This window comes from Streptosporangium sp. NPDC053982 (assembly GCF_055585205.1).
Genome location: NZ_JBVJKQ010000008.1, coordinates 162,869 through 176,780 on the forward strand (window position 1 = coordinate 162,869; position 13,912 = coordinate 176,780).

Consider the following 13,912-nt stretch of genomic DNA (forward strand, 5'->3'; position numbering starts at 1 on the left):
TCCCTGGTCCCCGATAGTCATTTTATGTATATTCATCTTATGACCAAGAAAGCTCTGATCATCGGCGGGGGCATCGCCGGTCCGGTGACGGCCATGGCCCTGCGGCGCGCAGGCATCGACGGCGAGGTGTTCGAGGCGTACGACCGCGGCTCCGAGGGCGTGGGCGCCTTCCTCACGCTCGCGGTCAACGGGATGGAGGCGCTGCGCCTGCTCGACCTGCACGACCTCGTCCGCGACCTGGGCATGGACACGCCGCGGATGGAGATCCTCAACCGGCGCGGCAGGCTGCTCGCCGTCCAGCGCCAGCCCTCCCGGACGATCAGGCGCGCCGACCTCTACCGGGTGCTGCGCGACGAGGCCGTACGGCGCGGCGTGCCGATCCACTACGGCAGGCGTCTCACCGACGCCTCGGTCACCCCGGACGGCGTCAGGGCCGTGTTCGCCGACGGAAGCACCGCCGAGGGCGACCTGCTGGTCGGCGCCGACGGCCTGCGCTCACGCACCCGGACGATCATCGATCCCGGAGCGCCGCGGGCCCGGCACGTCGGCCTGCTGAACACCGGCGGCTTCGCCCGCGGCGTCACGGTGCCGGGCGTCCCGGGGACGAGTCACTTCATCTTCGGCAGGAGGTGCTTCTTCGGCTACCTGATCCACCCGGACGGAGAGGTGTGGTGGTTCGCCAACCCGGCGAGCCCCGGGGAGCCGACCCCCGAGGAGCTCGCCGCGATCACCCCGGAACGGTGGCGGGCCAGGCTGCTGGAGCTGTTCGAGGGCGACACCGGGCCGATGGCCGACGTCATCGGCGCGACCCGCGACATCCTGGGCCCCTGGAACACCTACGACTTCCCGACCGTGCCGACGTGGTTCAACGACCGCATGGTGCTCCTGGGCGACGCCGCGCACGCGACCTCGCCCTCCTCCGGTCAGGGCGCGTCGATGGCCGTCGAGGACGCGGTGGTGCTGGCCAGGTGCCTGCGCGACGTGCCCGGCACGCGCGACGCGTTCGCCGCCTTCGAACGGCTGCGGCGCGGGCGGGTCGAGAAGATCGTGGCCCAGGGGAGGCGCAACGGCAGCGGAAAGGCCCCGGGGCCCGTCGGCGCGTTCCTCCGCGACCTCACGCTGCCGACGATCATGCGGCAGGTGGAGAAGAGGGACATGCTGGCCTGGATGCACGACTACCGCCTCTCCTGGGACGACCCGGTGTCCACAATGGTGGGAGAGCGGCCGTGAGGCGGGCGGAGGTGGTCCGATGGCCGGCCTGGAGGCCCTGCGGCGGGCGATCGGGGAGATCCCGCTGGTGGACCACCACGTCCACGGGGCGCTGGTCCGCGACCTGACGCGGCGGGAGTTCGAGGAGGCGCTCACCGAGTCGGACCGGCCGGTGCCCGCCTGGATGAGTCAGTTCGACTCCCAGCTCGGCTTCGCCGTCCTGCGCCACTGCGCGCCCGTACTCGGCCTCGTCCCGTGTCCCGAGCCGGACGCCTACCCCGTCCCGTGTCCCGAGCCGGACGCCTACCCCGTCCCGTGTCCCGAGCCTGACGCCTATCTCGCCCGCCGCGCCGAGCTGGGCGCCGAGGAGGCCACCCGGAGGCTGCTCGCCGCCGCCGGGGTGGACCACTTCCTGGTGGAGACCGGCCACCGGCCGGGTGAGCTGCTGGGACCGTCCGGGATGTCCGCCCTGTCCGGTCGTCCCGCCGACGAGATCGTCCGGCTGGAGGCGGTCGCCGAGCGGGTCGCCGCCGAGGGCGCCGGCGCCGCGGCCTTCGCCGCCGCCTTCGAGGCGGCCCTGTGGGAGCGCAGCCGTACGGCGCGCGGGCTGAAGACCGTCGCCGCCTACCGCTGCGGCCTCGACTTCGACCCCGCCCCGCCCTCCCCGGGCGAGGTGACGGCGGCGGCCGGCCGCTGGCTGCGGCGGATCGAGCGGGCCGGGCAAGCCGGGCAAGCCGGGCGGGCCGGGCGGGCCGGGCGGATCGAGCAGGCCGGGCAGAGCGGCACGGTCCGTCTGGACGACCCGGTGCTGGTGCGCCACCTCGTCTGGACGGGCGTCGGGCGCGGGCTGCCGCTGCAGTTCCACACCGGGTACGGTGACCCCGACCTCGACCTCCGCCGCGCCGACCCGTTGCTGCTGCGCGGCTTCGCCGAGCTGGCCGAGCCGCGCGGGGTCCCGCTGCTCCTGCTGCACTGCTACCCGTTCCACCGCGACGCGGGCTTCCTGGCTCAGGCGTATCCGCATGTCTTCTTCGACGTCGGGCTGGGGGTGCACCACACCGGGGCGCGGGCGGCGGCCGTCGTGGCCGAGAGCCTGGAGCTCGCGCCGTTCGCCAAGATCCTCTTCTCCTCCGACGCCTGCGGGCCGGCGGAACTGCACCACCTGGGCGCCCTGCTGTGGCGACGGGCGATGACGAGGGTCCTCGGCGGTTTCGTGACCGAGGGGGAGTGGAGCGCTGAGCAGGCGGTGCGGGTGGCCACGATGATCGGCTCGGCGAACGCCCGCCGGGTCTACCGGCTGGGGGACGGCGGTGCGGACGATGTGACCCGGGCAACAGCCTGAGCCGCATCATCCGCGTCCTCTGGGGAAGCGGAACACGTATTAAGTGGACGTAACGGACTTACCGCATGTCTATCTCGGGGAGGAAGCATGTACGGCACCCACGCCCACCGGCCCACGGGAAGCCCGGAAGGAAGCGGGGTGACCGGCGCCCATCGTCACGGGGCCGGGGAGGCCAGGTGAAGGACGTTCACGAGCGACTCTACGCCGCGCTCCACGAAGAGCTCCCCGCCGCCTACGAGCTGCGAAGGGAACTGCACGCCGAGCCGTACGTCGCGGGCACCGAGGAGCCGACGCTCAAGCGGATGCTCGACGCGCTGCCCGAGGACGGCGTCCTGGAGCGGGTGGCCGGAACCGGCGCGATGCTCCGCATCGGCGACGGCGGCTCCGCCGTCGGGGTGCGCGGCGAACTGGACGCCCTGCCGATCACCGAGGAGACGGGCGTCCCCTGGGCCTCGCGCAACGGCGCCATGCACGCCTGCGGCCACGACGTCCACCTCGCCGCGCTGGCCGCTCTGACCAGGGCCGTCGACCGCGTCCGGCCGGACACCCCGATGGTCGCGGTCCTGCAGCCCCGCGAGGAGACCCATCCCTCGGGAGCGCTCGACATCGTCAAGTCCGGCGCGCTCGCCCGGCACCGGATCGGCGCGATGATCGCCGCGCACGTCCAGCCGGTGCTCGACGCCGGTCAGACGGCCTGCACGTCCGGTGCGGTCAACGCCTCCGCCGACGAGTTCACCCTCACCGTGCGGGGCCGCGGGGCCCACGCCGCCTACCCCCAGCTCGGCCGGGACCCGGTCCTGGCGCTGTCGCAGATCGTCGTGGCCGCGCAGCAGCTCGTCAGCCGGGACGCCGACCCCATGGTGCCGACCGTCATCACCTTCGGGACGGTGAGCGCCGGCACCGCCCCCAACGCCATCCCCGGCCGGGCCGTCGCGAGGGGGACGCTCCGCGCGATGTCGGAGACCTGGCGCTGGCGGCTGCAGGACAGGTTCCGCGAGATCGCCGAGGGGATCGCCCGCGCCCACGGCTGCGAGGCGGAGGTGTGGATCGCGCTGGGTGAGCCGCCGCTGGTCAACGACGAACTCCTGGCCGGCGAGACGGCCCGGCTGCTCGCCGAAGCCGCCTGGCACACGCCCGCCACCCTGCGCTCCTGCGGGGCCGACGACTTCGCCCACTTCGCGTCGGCCGTACCGTCGCTGATGCTCTTCGTGGGCACCGACACGGAGTCGGGGCTGCACACCCCGACGTTCCTACCGGGGGACGAGACGGTCAGGGCGGTGGCCGAGAGCCTGCTGGCCGCCTACCTCGCCGCGGCCCGCGTCGTCGCCGGCGGCGGGAAACGGTCCGCACGGAAGTGACCGCGCCGCCGAAGGCCGGCGGACGACCGCGGCGGTCGCGGGGCCGCCCGGACGTGGCCGCCGTGGGCCCGCGCGGACACGACGGCCGCGGGACCGCCCGGACGTGGCCGCCGTGGGCCCGCCAGGCCGCGACGGCCGTGGGCCCCGCGCCGCGACGGCCGAGGCCGTCAGCCCAGCCTGAACGTGCTCGCGAACGTGTTGATGTACGAGGTGGCGCCGGACCGCTCCGCCGGGGTGGAGAACCAGAACATCCCGGCGCCGCCGCCGTCGCGGACCAGGCACCGGGCGTAGAAACGGACCTGCTTCGGCGACCCCTTGCGGGTGAAACGGAACTCCAGCTCGGCGCCCTTCCCTCCGGGGAAGGCGACCGGGCCCTTGTGTAACTCCCGGTAGGAGCCGCGCTTCATCAGCAGCGGCTTCAGCCCGTCGCGCAGCTCGGCGAGGATGCGCTCCGGAGAGCGTTTCTCCTTCTTCCCGGGATCTGCCAAGACACCCAGGAGCCGGACGGAGGGGCTCTTGCTCTTACCGGACGTCCAGCCCACCTGGCCATTCCGTACCTCCCGGCGCCAGCCCTCGGGGACGGCTAGGGAGAAGTGGCGCCTGCCGTCCCGGTAGAGGCGGAAACCCGGCGGCGGTGTGGCCGGTGCGGCGGGCTCTCCGGTGGACCCCGGACTCGGGCTCCCCGACGGACCGGTCGTCCCGTTCGGGCCGGGACTCGCGGCGGGAGCGGCGGTCCCGCCCGGACCCGGTCCGTGCGTGCGGTTCGCCACGGTCGCCGGAGTCCGGCCGACGGCCGGACCGGACGTCGGAACGGTGGACATCGCCGACCCCTCGGCGACGGTGGACGTCCGGCCGGTGCTCTCGCCGGGGGCGACGGCCTGGGCCGCCACGACCACCGCGATCGTCACCATGGCCGCCAGCAGGGCGGCACCCGTCGCCACGGCCGCCCGGGCGCGCAGCCCGGCGGTCCCGGCCGCCGCCGACATCAGGGAGCGCCGCCGCGCCGTGTCCCCGGTGAGCAGGGCGTGCGACCACGCCGCCACCGCCCGCGCCCCCGGCAGCGGCGCGCGCAGCCGTTCCGGCGCGGTCGCCGTCAGCGCCCGGACGTATCCCGTGCCCGCCGCCGCGGTCTTCCGCGCCCGCGATCCCGCCCCGGCCGCCCAGGAGTTCCACCTCGGGGTGGTGGTCCGCCCCCGAGGCTCCGTGTCGCTCAGGTCCCGCGGCCCCGCCTCGCTCCGGTCCCGTGGGTCCGTGGCACCCGGGATCCATGAGTCGGCGGCGCCCGGGTCCTGCGGCTTCACGGTGTTCGAATCGTGGGGCTCGGCGGTGTCCGGGTACCGGGACCCGGCGGCGCCGGGGATCCGCGACTCCGCGTCGGCCCGCCGGGCGGCCGATCCCGGCCCGTCCGCCGCGTACCGCCGGGCCGCCGCCCGCTCGCCCGGCCGGGGGCTCGGCGTGCCCGCCCACGAGTCCTGTTCGCCCGCCTGCGTGGCCGGGATGTCGGCCGCCGCCGGGCTCCGGCCGGGGCCCGCCGTACGGTCCCGGCCTTCTGCGCGGCCGGGGCCGGTCGCCGGGGACGGGGCGGCCGCGCCGGTCGCGCCGGTCGCGGCGACCGGCGCGAGGAGCGCGAGCGCCTCGGCCGCGGTCAGCCGTTCGGCCGGGTCCTTGCGGAGCAGCCCCTCGATGACCGGACGAAGCCGGTCCGCGTGCTCGGCCGGGTCCGGGAGCCCGTTGATGATCGACGCGATCGTGGCGGCCGTGCTTCCCCGGGCGAACGGCTTGCGGCCCTCCACCGCCTCGTACAGCGTCACGCCCACCGCCCACAGGTCGGTGGCGGCGGAGGCGGGAAGGCCCGCGAAGCGCTCGGGCGCGAGATAGGGGATCGTGCCGACGAGCCGGCCGGTGCCGGTCAGGTCGGTGTGGTCGTCGTCGGCGGCCGCCGAGATCCCGAAGTCGGTCAGCACGGCCTGACCGTCCCCCAGGAGGATGTTGGCGGGCTTGACGTCACGGTGCACGATCCCCGCCGCCTCGGCCGCGATCAGCGCGGCGATCACCTGCCGTCCGACCACGGCGACCTCGGCCTCGGGCAGCCGCCGCCGGGCCCGGATCGCGCCGGACAGGGTCGACCCCTCGACCAGGGCCATGATGATCCACGGACGGTCGTCCTCCTCGACGACGTCGTAGACGGTCACGATGCCGGGATGGTCGCGCAGCGCGGCGGCCGTACGAGCCTCCCGGAGGGTGCGCCGCAGCCGCTCCTCGCGGTCCTGCTCGGACAGGTGGGCGGGCAGCGAGACCTCCTTGACCGCCACGCTCTGGTGCAGCAGCTCGTCCCTGGCCCGCCAGACGACGCCCATTCCGCCCGCGCCGAGCGGGGACAGCAGCCGGTAGCGGCCGGCCAGCAGGCGCGAACCGCCCTCCGGCACGCCGGGACCGCCCAGCGCGCCGGGACCGCCCAGCGCGCCGGGACCGCCCAGCGCGCCGGGACCGCCCAGCGCGCCGGTGGCGTCCGGCATCCCCGGACCGCCCGGCAGGCCGGGACCACTCAGCGCGCCGGGACCGCCCAGCGCGCCGGTGGCGTCCGGCTCGTGGGAGCCGGCCGGCGCGCCGGGGCCGCCCGGCACATGGGAGCCGTCCGGCGCGTGAGAGGGGCCGCTCGTTTCGCCGTGTCCGATCCGCATTCCGGTCCCCTGCCCGATCTAAGCCTCTTCTCCCTCATCCGTGGCGCATATCCCCGGCGCACCGGCGGACGGATCACTGGGAAGCTGACGGTATGCGCATCGACCTGCACACCCACTCCACCGCCAGCGACGGCACCGACTCCCCGGCGGAGCTGACGGCCGCGGCCGCCGCGGCCGGGCTGGACGTGGTGGCGATCACCGACCACGACACCACGGCCGGATGGGAGGCCGCCGTGGCCGCGCTGCCCGCCGGACTGACGCTGGTGCGCGGCGCCGAGCTGTCGGGACGGTGGTACGGCACGGAACCGACGATGGGACTGCACCTGCTGGCCTACCTGTTCGATCCCGCGTACGAGCCGCTGACCGCGGAACTGGCCAGGGTGCGGCGCTCCCGGGAACGGCGGGCCGAGAGGACCGTCGAACTGCTGAACGCCGACGGCATCGACGTGACCGTCCCCGAGGTGCGCGGGTACGCGGCGGGCGGCACGATCGGCCGCCCCCACCTGGCGCGGGCCCTCGTCCGGCGCCGCCTGGTCGGGAACGTGAACGAGGCGTTCCGGCCGGAGTGGCTGGGCCGCCGCTACCGCCTGCCCAAGGACGACATCGACGTGTTCACCGCGATCCGGCTGGTGCGCGAGGCCGGCGGGGTGTCCGTGCTGGCGCATCCGAAGGCGGAGGTCCGCGGCCACGCCCTGCCCGACGCGCTCATCGCGGACCTCGCCGGAGCGGGCCTGTGGGGCGTCGAAGCCGACCACACCGACCACACCGAGGCCGACCGGGCCCGCGTCCGCGCCCTCGCCGGGGACCTGGGCCTGCGGGTCACCGGCTCCAGCGACTACCACGGCACCAACAAGACCGTACGGCTCGGCGCGTTCACCACCGACCCGTCCGTCTACCGGGAGATGGCCGACGCCGCGACCGGCGCCGCCCCCGTCATCGGGGCATGAGTCGCGCCGGGGCGTGAGCCGCGTCGGCGTCTACGGCTGAACCGGGAAGAGCCACGTCATCGCGACGACGCTCTTGTCGGCGTACGCCTCCTGCCCGGGCTCCAGGCCGTAGGCCAGATCCTCCAGGGCTCCGCACCTGGCGTAGAAGACGGCCCGTTCGCGCAGGGACGCGGGCTCCGCGCCGCCGCGGTAACCGCCGACGGCCGCGTCGAGGGCGGAGGGACCGAGGTCGCGGTACAGCAGGCCGAAGTCGTAGACCGGATCGGTGATCGCCGCGTCGCCCCAGTCGATGACCCCGGTCACCCGCCCGGTGGCGGGATCGACGAGGACGTGCTCGACGCCCAGGTCGTTGTGAGAGAACACCGGCTCCCACCCGCCCGCCGGCGGTGGCGCGGCGAGGAACTCCTCCACGGCGGGCCGGTGCGCCGCCGGAACCCGCCTGGATACCGTCTCGTATGTCTCCGCGGCCTCCCGCAGCCACTCCTCCGGTGGGAAGTCGTCCCGCTCCACCAGACCCGCCAGCCGCTCGGCCGGTACGGTGTGCAACGCGGTGAGCAGCCCGCCGAGCGCCGCCGCGACCGACGGGCCGTACGCCTCCCGCGTCGGGCCGGGCAGGCGCAGCAGGGGCAGACCCGGCAGCTTGGCATAGGCCAGGCAGCCTCGGCCGGGATCGGTGAACATCGGCTCGGGGACGGGCAGCGGTGACATCTCCGCGACGGCGGCGAGCAGGCGGGACTCGTGCTCCACCCGCGCGGCCCGTTCGGCCGGGTCGTCCTGGAGGCCGAAGCGGACGATCAGCTCGCCGTCCACCTCGTAGGCGACGTTGTCCTGGCCCGCGCCGCTCCGCACGACCGTGCCGGCGCGATGGCCGGGCAGGTGCGCGGCGACCACGGCGCGGACATCGTCGACGTGGTGGTCGTTCCGTCCGCCCATCGTGACACCGTGCCTTTCGCAGGGGTCTTCCATGAGCGGAGCGACGCGCTCGGCCTCATGGCGCCCGAGACCGGGCGGAGGCTGGGAGACTACCGCGAGCCGAGCGGGTGCCGCCATCGGGCGCCGGGGCCGTCCTCCGCGGCTGAAGACGCGCTCCGGGAGATCCCGCCGCGCGCCCGGCGACGCGGTCAGTACCCCGCGTCGGGGTCGATCACGCCCTCCAGGGGCCGGCCCGCCAGCAGGTTGCGCACGTTGCGTTCGACCCGTTCGCCGAGCACCCGGGTGGTGTAGTCGGCGGAGTCGGCGCTGTGCGAGGTGATGAGCACCCGGGGGTCGTCCCACAGCGGATGCCCCTCGGGCAGCGGCTCGGGGTCCGTCACGTCCAGCCCGGCGGCGGAGATCGTCCCGGAACGGAGGGCCTCGACCAGCGCGCCGGTCCGGATGTGCTCGCCCCTGGCGACGTTGACCACGACGGCGTGCGGCGGCAGCAGCGCCAGCTCGGCGGCGTCGACGACGTACCGGGTCTCGGGCGTCAGGGCGAGGGCGAGCACCAGGACGTCGGTGTCGCCGAGCACGTCGTGCAGGGCCGAGGCCGGCAGCGTCTCCTCGGCGCCCTCGACCTCGTCCGGCCGGCGGCGCAGCACCCGGACCCGGCAGCCGAACGGCGCGAGCAGGCGGACCAGCTCCGCGGCGATGCCCCCGCCGCCGAGGATCGTCACCCGGCGGCCGTGCAGGGAACGCGGGTCCGTCGAGCACCAGCGGGGCGTGCGGGCCTGCCGTACGACGCTGCGCAGACAGGCCAGCGTCAGCAGCAGGGCGTGCTCGGCGACCTGCCCGGCGAACGACCCCTTGGCGCAGGTGAAGGTCTGCGGCCGGCGGAAGATCCCGGCCTCGGCGAACTTCTCGACACCCGCCCAGGGGAACTGCACCCACCCGATCCCGGGATTGCCGTCCAGCAGCCGCGCGAGCCCGTCCGGGTCGCCCGGCGTCAGCCACACGAGCCCGTTGGCCTCGGCGGGCGGGACGTTGGAGCCGCCTCCGGCGGTCACGGCCTCGGCGACCCGGGCGCGCAGGAGGTCGAGGGCGGGGGAGTTGGCGCGGTCGCCGTCCCCGTCCGCCTCCGGACCGGGCGGCGGCGCCGTCGCGATGCGGGCTTCTTCCATAGGGGGACATTCTTCCGCGTCCCGCCCGCCGGACGGCCTCCGGGGGCGGCCCGGACGGTCACGCGTGGACGGGTTCGCGGTCGTTCTCGGCTAGCTGGAACCACACCACCCGTCCGGCCGGGTCGTCGCGCCAGCCCCACGAGGTGGACAGCTCCCGCACCAGCCACAGCCCCCGCCCGCCGCCGCAGTCGGTCCGGACGTCCGACCTGAGCTCGGGGGCGGTGCCCGGCGACCCCTCGTCGACCACGTCGATGAGGATCGTCCCGTCCCGGTTCATGATGATCACTGTGATCGTCCCGCCGGGCTGACGGCCCGAGTCGGAGTGCCGCACGGCGTTGCTCACCAGCTCGGTGACGAGGAGGAGGGCGTCGTCCGTACGAGGATGGCCCGCGGCCTCCAGGAGGTCGCGGACGTACCGCCGGGCCTGCGGAACGGACGCGGCGTCTCCTGGTAGTGAGATGTGCCCCAGCAGCTCGGATCCCTTCACGAGATCACCGTCCCCGCAATGAGCCGGGTCATGTCTTCCAGACGGCTGTGCTTATGGCGACGCTGTTCTCATGGCGACGCTGCGCGTCGCGGCTCGGGGGCTGGTGACCGGTGTCTTCTGTTCTCATGGCGACGCTGCGCGTCGCGGCTCGGGGGCTGGTGACCGGTGTCTTCCCTCGTCACTCCGTCGCTTCGCTCCTGCGTTCCTCAGTCCAGACACCGGCGCCCCCTCGCGGGTCCAGACACCGGCGCCCCCTCGCGGGTCCAGACACCGGCGCCCCCTCGCGGGTCCCGACCACCGGCGCCCCCTCGCGGGTCCCGACCACCGGCGCCCCCTCGCGGGTCCCGACCACCGGCGCCCCCTCGCGGGTCCCGACCACCGGCGTCCCCGAGCGGGTCCGGACACCGGTGGCCCGAGGGGGGTCCGGTCGGCGGCACCCCTCCGGGGCGGGGGTATTACGGTTTATTCAAGAATCTTGTCAAAGTAGGATCGGGTGTATGAGACAGGTGAGCGGTGACGCGTCCGTTCTGAGAAGGCTCAACTCCGACGCGATCCTGCGCATCCTGCGCGGACGGGAGCTCGCCACGCTGACGGAGCTGGCCGCCGCCGCCGGTGTCTCCAGGCCCACGGCCGAGGGGATCGTCGAGGACCTGCTGGCCGACGGCTGGGCCGAGGAGTGCGGCGAGGACGAGCGCGCCGACCGTCAGCGCGGCCGTCCGGCCCGGCGCTTCAGGTTCCGGGCCTCCTCCGGGCACGTGGCCGGCGTTCACATCGACAGTTCCAGCCTCCAGGTCATGGTCTGCGACCTGGGCGGGGAGGGCAGGGCGGTGCGCAGGCAGCCGCTTCCCGCCGACACCCCGGCGGCCGACCGGCTGTCCGCCGTCGCCGAGCTGGTCCGGCTGGCCGCCGCCGACGCCGGGCTCGCCGTCGCCGAGCTGGCGGTCGTGGGCGTGGGCACCACCGGTGTCGTCGACGGTGAGGGCCGCGTGGTCAAGAGCATCGTGCTGCCCGGCTGGACCGGGCTGCACCTGCACGCCGAGCTGTCCGCGCGGATCCCCGCGCCGGTGGTGGTCGAGAACGACATGCGCCTGGCCGTCATGGCCGAGCACTGGCGCGGGGCCGCCCGGGGCTGCGACGACGTGGTCTACCTCTTCGCCGGTGACCGGATCGGCATGGGCCTGCTCATCGGCGGCCGGGTGCACCGGGGCGCCCACGCCGCCTCGGGCGAGATCGGCTCCCAGCCCAACGACAACTGGTCGGCCTTCCGCCACGTGATGGACTACTCGATGGCGGTGGAGCCCGGCGAGCTGCGGGGCGGCCGGCAGAGCGCGGAGTTCGCCGTCGGCAGGGCGCGGGCGGGCGACGAGAAGGCACGCCTGGCGGTCGGGGAGTTCGGGCGCGCCCTGGCGGCCGGGCTGATCACCGTGGTCAACCCGCTCGATCCGGAGATGGTGATCATCGGAGGCGGCCTCTCCTCCGCGGGCGACCTGCTGGTGGAGCCGATCCAGGAGTCGCTGGACGAGCACTGCCTGTACCCGCCGCGGGCCGTCGTCTCCGGGCTCGGCGGCGAGTGCATCGTCCTGGGCGCCGTACGGCTGGCACTCGACCACGCCGAGCGGCTGCTCTTTACGCTCCCCGCTTGAATATTCCCTCCCGGGCCGCAGCGGTCCGTCCGTGACATCGCGCCCTGGGATCGGGCGTGTCCCAGAGCAGTTCAGGCATGCCTGGAGGCGGCCGGTCCGCCGTAACCCTTGGGTCACGGCCGGATCGCCGCCGCGCATCGATTGCTCATTTCTGCGCTATTTACTCTAGTTACTTGCATAAATGAGCGCTAGCCTCCAGGGACTTCGTTCCGACCCTGGAGGTGAGACGTGGTCGCATCCACGGCGGCCCCCGCGGCGGAGGTCCAGGTGGCCGCCCGCCCCCGACGCCGGACCCTCCGCGATCGGCTGAGACGTGACTGGACGCTGCTGCTCCTGTGCCTGCCGGGCGTGCTGTACTTCGTCGTCTTCTTCTACGTCCCCCTGCTCGGGAACGTGATCGCGTTCAAGGACTACGCGCCGTTCCTGGGGATCGACGGGAGCCCGTGGGTGGGGCTGGAGAACTTCGTGACGCTCCTGGAGGAGCCGGAGTTCTGGACCGCGGTGGGCAACACCCTGCAGATCACCGCGCTCCAGCTCGTCCTCTACTTCCCCGCCCCGATCGCGCTGGCGCTGCTGCTGAACTCGCTGGTCGGCGACCGGGTCAAACGCCTCGTCCAGACCGTCGTCTACCTGCCGCACTTCCTGTCGTGGGTGGTCGTGGTCGCGATGTTCCAGCAGGTCATCGGTGGCGCCGGCACCATCACCACGTTCCTGGCCGCGCACGACGTCACCATCGGCAACCTGATGGCCGACCCGGGGCTGTTCAAGCTCATGGCCACCGCGCAGGTGATCTGGAAGGACACCGGCTGGGGGACCATCATCTTCCTCGCCGCCATCACCGCGATCGACACGAGCCAGTACGAGGCCGCCGCGATCGACGGGGCCGACTGGAAACGCCGGCTGTGGCACGTGACGCTGCCCGGAATCCGGCCAGTGATCATCATGCTGCTGATCCTGCGGCTGGGCGACATCCTGTCGGTCGGCTTCGAGTAGATGGTGCTCCAGCGTGACGCCGTCGGGGCCGAGGCGTCCGAGGTGATCGACACCTACATCTACTACCACGGCGTCATCAACGGCGACTGGGGGATGAGCACCGCCGCCGGCCTGATGAAGGGCCTCATCGGCGCCGCCCTGATCTACGCCGCGAACAGGCTCGCCCATCGCTTCGGAGAACAGGGGATCTACCGATGAGACCGCCGCGGACGCGACGCCCGGCAGCCGCGGGCCGCGCACAGAGGTTCACGAGGCCGCCGACGAGGCCGCCGTGGATGGAGCGCCCGACCGTCGCGGGCCGCACGCTGAAGACCGCCGCGCTGACCGTGATCGTGCTGGCCGTGCTGTACCCGTTCGGTCTGGCCGTGGGCACCAGCCTCACCGGGCGCGCGGAGAGCGTCGCCAACGGCGGCGGCTACGTGCTCCTCCCGTCCCACCCGACGCTGGAGGCGTACCGGCTGGTGCTTTCCGGCGGCGCGGTGACCCGCGCCGTGCTGACCAGCGTCGGCATCACCCTCAGTGGCACCGCGCTGAGCCTGCTCTGCACGGTCTTCCTCGGCTACGCGCTGTCGCGCCGGGGCATGCTCGGCGGCAGGCCGATCCTCGTGATGGTGCTGGCCACCTTCCTGTTCACCCCCGGCATGATCCCGACCTACCTGATGGTCAAAGAGCTCGGCATGCTGAACACCTACCAGTCGGTGATCGTGCCGGTCCTGGTGAACGCCTTCAACGTGGTCGTGGTCCGCGCCTTCTTCCAGGGGCTGCCCGACGAGCTGTTCGAGGCGGCCCGCATGGACGGCGCCGGCGAGTGGCGCATGATGTGGCGGATCGCGATCCCGCTGTCCAAGGCGGTGATCGCGGTGGTCGGCCTCTTCTACGCCGTCGGCTACTGGAACAGCTGGTTCAGCGCGCTCCTCTACATCGACGACCACGACAGGCACCCGATCCAGCTCGTCCTGCGCCAGTACATCTTCCGCGGCGGGGCCGCGCAGGGCACCGACGTGGCGATCGTCCGTGACCTGCCCACCGCCTCGGTCCAGATGGCCGTGCTCGTCATCGCCCTGGTGCCGATCCTCCTCGCCTACCCCTTCCTGCAGAAGTACTTCACCAAGGGCGTCCTCACCGGCGCCATCAAGGGCTGAGAACCACCCCCCAG

General features: G+C 73.8%; 12 protein-coding genes. 8 read left to right on the forward strand and 4 right to left on the reverse strand.

The window, feature by feature from the left end:
- Nucleotides 1-39 precede the first annotated feature (39 nt).
- From ACZ6W9_RS16220 to ACZ6W9_RS16230, 3 genes are all read left to right on the forward strand, one after another.
- Complete coding sequence (locus ACZ6W9_RS16220) at nucleotides 40-1,230, forward strand: FAD-dependent oxidoreductase (protein WP_389960075.1); 1,191 nt, start codon at nucleotides 40-42, stop codon at nucleotides 1,228-1,230.
- A 19-nt stretch (nucleotides 1,231-1,249) separates the two neighbouring features.
- Complete coding sequence (locus ACZ6W9_RS16225; protein ID WP_470118343.1) at nucleotides 1,250-2,551, forward strand: amidohydrolase family protein; 1,302 nt, start codon at nucleotides 1,250-1,252, stop codon at nucleotides 2,549-2,551.
- Nucleotides 2,552-2,727: 176 nt separating this feature from the next.
- The gene (locus tag ACZ6W9_RS16230; RefSeq protein ID WP_389960080.1) at nucleotides 2,728-3,909 is read left to right on the forward strand and encodes a M20 metallopeptidase family protein; all 1,182 of its coding nucleotides are present in this window, start codon (nucleotides 2,728-2,730) and stop codon (nucleotides 3,907-3,909) included.
- 167 nt (nucleotides 3,910-4,076) lie between these two features.
- On the opposite strand, the gene ACZ6W9_RS16235 is transcribed toward ACZ6W9_RS16230, so the two are convergent.
- The gene (locus tag ACZ6W9_RS16235; protein ID WP_470118345.1) at nucleotides 4,077-6,590 is read right to left on the reverse strand and encodes a serine/threonine-protein kinase; all 2,514 of its coding nucleotides are present in this window, start codon (nucleotides 6,588-6,590) and stop codon (nucleotides 4,077-4,079) included.
- Nucleotides 6,591-6,682: 92 nt separating this feature from the next.
- Between ACZ6W9_RS16235 and ACZ6W9_RS16240 the strand changes: the two genes are divergently transcribed.
- Complete coding sequence (locus ACZ6W9_RS16240) at nucleotides 6,683-7,537, forward strand: PHP domain-containing protein (protein WP_389960086.1); 855 nt, start codon at nucleotides 6,683-6,685, stop codon at nucleotides 7,535-7,537.
- Between the two features lie 30 nt (nucleotides 7,538-7,567).
- Here the strand turns inward: ACZ6W9_RS16240 and ACZ6W9_RS16245 are convergent, their stop codons facing one another.
- From ACZ6W9_RS16245 to ACZ6W9_RS16255, 3 genes are all read right to left on the reverse strand, one after another.
- A complete protein-coding gene (locus ACZ6W9_RS16245) occupies nucleotides 7,568-8,470 on the reverse strand; it encodes a phosphotransferase family protein (protein WP_470118347.1) in 903 nt (300 codons plus the stop codon).
- 188 nt (nucleotides 8,471-8,658) lie between these two features.
- The gene (locus ACZ6W9_RS16250) at nucleotides 8,659-9,633 is read right to left on the reverse strand and encodes a D-isomer specific 2-hydroxyacid dehydrogenase family protein (protein WP_470118349.1); all 975 of its coding nucleotides are present in this window, start codon (nucleotides 9,631-9,633) and stop codon (nucleotides 8,659-8,661) included.
- Between the two features lie 58 nt (nucleotides 9,634-9,691).
- Nucleotides 9,692-10,120, reverse strand: coding sequence for an ATP-binding protein (locus ACZ6W9_RS16255; RefSeq protein ID WP_389960095.1), 429 nt, complete (start codon nucleotides 10,118-10,120; stop codon nucleotides 9,692-9,694).
- Nucleotides 10,121-10,617: 497 nt separating this feature from the next.
- Between ACZ6W9_RS16255 and ACZ6W9_RS16260 the strand changes: the two genes are divergently transcribed.
- The 4 genes from ACZ6W9_RS16260 to ACZ6W9_RS16275 all read left to right on the forward strand — a co-directional run bounded on the left by ACZ6W9_RS16260 (nucleotide 10,618) and on the right by ACZ6W9_RS16275 (nucleotide 13,898).
- The gene (locus tag ACZ6W9_RS16260) at nucleotides 10,618-11,763 is read left to right on the forward strand and encodes an ROK family protein (protein WP_470118351.1); all 1,146 of its coding nucleotides are present in this window, start codon (nucleotides 10,618-10,620) and stop codon (nucleotides 11,761-11,763) included.
- 228 nt (nucleotides 11,764-11,991) lie between these two features.
- Nucleotides 11,992-12,756 carry an ABC transporter permease subunit gene (locus ACZ6W9_RS16265; RefSeq protein ID WP_470118353.1) on the forward strand — a complete coding sequence of 255 codons (765 nt, stop codon included), beginning with the start codon at nucleotides 11,992-11,994 and terminating at the stop codon, nucleotides 12,754-12,756.
- Complete coding sequence (locus ACZ6W9_RS16270) at nucleotides 12,757-12,954, forward strand: hypothetical protein (RefSeq protein WP_470118355.1); 198 nt, start codon at nucleotides 12,757-12,759, stop codon at nucleotides 12,952-12,954.
- A 77-nt stretch (nucleotides 12,955-13,031) separates the two neighbouring features.
- Nucleotides 13,032-13,898: a carbohydrate ABC transporter permease gene (locus ACZ6W9_RS16275; protein ID WP_389960102.1), complete on the forward strand. Its 867-nt coding sequence runs from the start codon at nucleotides 13,032-13,034 to the stop codon at nucleotides 13,896-13,898.
- Nucleotides 13,899-13,912: the final 14 nt, after the last annotated feature.

Coding starts and splice junctions, on each gene's coding strand:
- ACZ6W9_RS16220 (WP_389960075.1), top strand. CDS start 40: ATGACCAAGAAAGCTCTGATCATCGGCGGGGGCATCGCCGGTCCGGTG.
- ACZ6W9_RS16225 (WP_470118343.1), top strand. CDS start 1,250: ATGGCCGGCCTGGAGGCCCTGCGGCGGGCGATCGGGGAGATCCCGCTG.
- ACZ6W9_RS16235 (WP_470118345.1), bottom strand. CDS start 6,590: ATGCGGATCGGACACGGCGAAACGAGCGGCCCCTCTCACGCGCCGGAC.
- ACZ6W9_RS16240 (WP_389960086.1), top strand. CDS start 6,683: ATGCGCATCGACCTGCACACCCACTCCACCGCCAGCGACGGCACCGAC.
- ACZ6W9_RS16245 (WP_470118347.1), bottom strand. CDS start 8,470: ATGGGCGGACGGAACGACCACCACGTCGACGATGTCCGCGCCGTGGTC.
- ACZ6W9_RS16250 (WP_470118349.1), bottom strand. CDS start 9,633: ATGGAAGAAGCCCGCATCGCGACGGCGCCGCCGCCCGGTCCGGAGGCG.
- ACZ6W9_RS16260 (WP_470118351.1), top strand. CDS start 10,618: ATGAGACAGGTGAGCGGTGACGCGTCCGTTCTGAGAAGGCTCAACTCC.
- ACZ6W9_RS16270 (WP_470118355.1), top strand. CDS start 12,757: ATGGTGCTCCAGCGTGACGCCGTCGGGGCCGAGGCGTCCGAGGTGATC.
- ACZ6W9_RS16275 (WP_389960102.1), top strand. CDS start 13,032: ATGGAGCGCCCGACCGTCGCGGGCCGCACGCTGAAGACCGCCGCGCTG.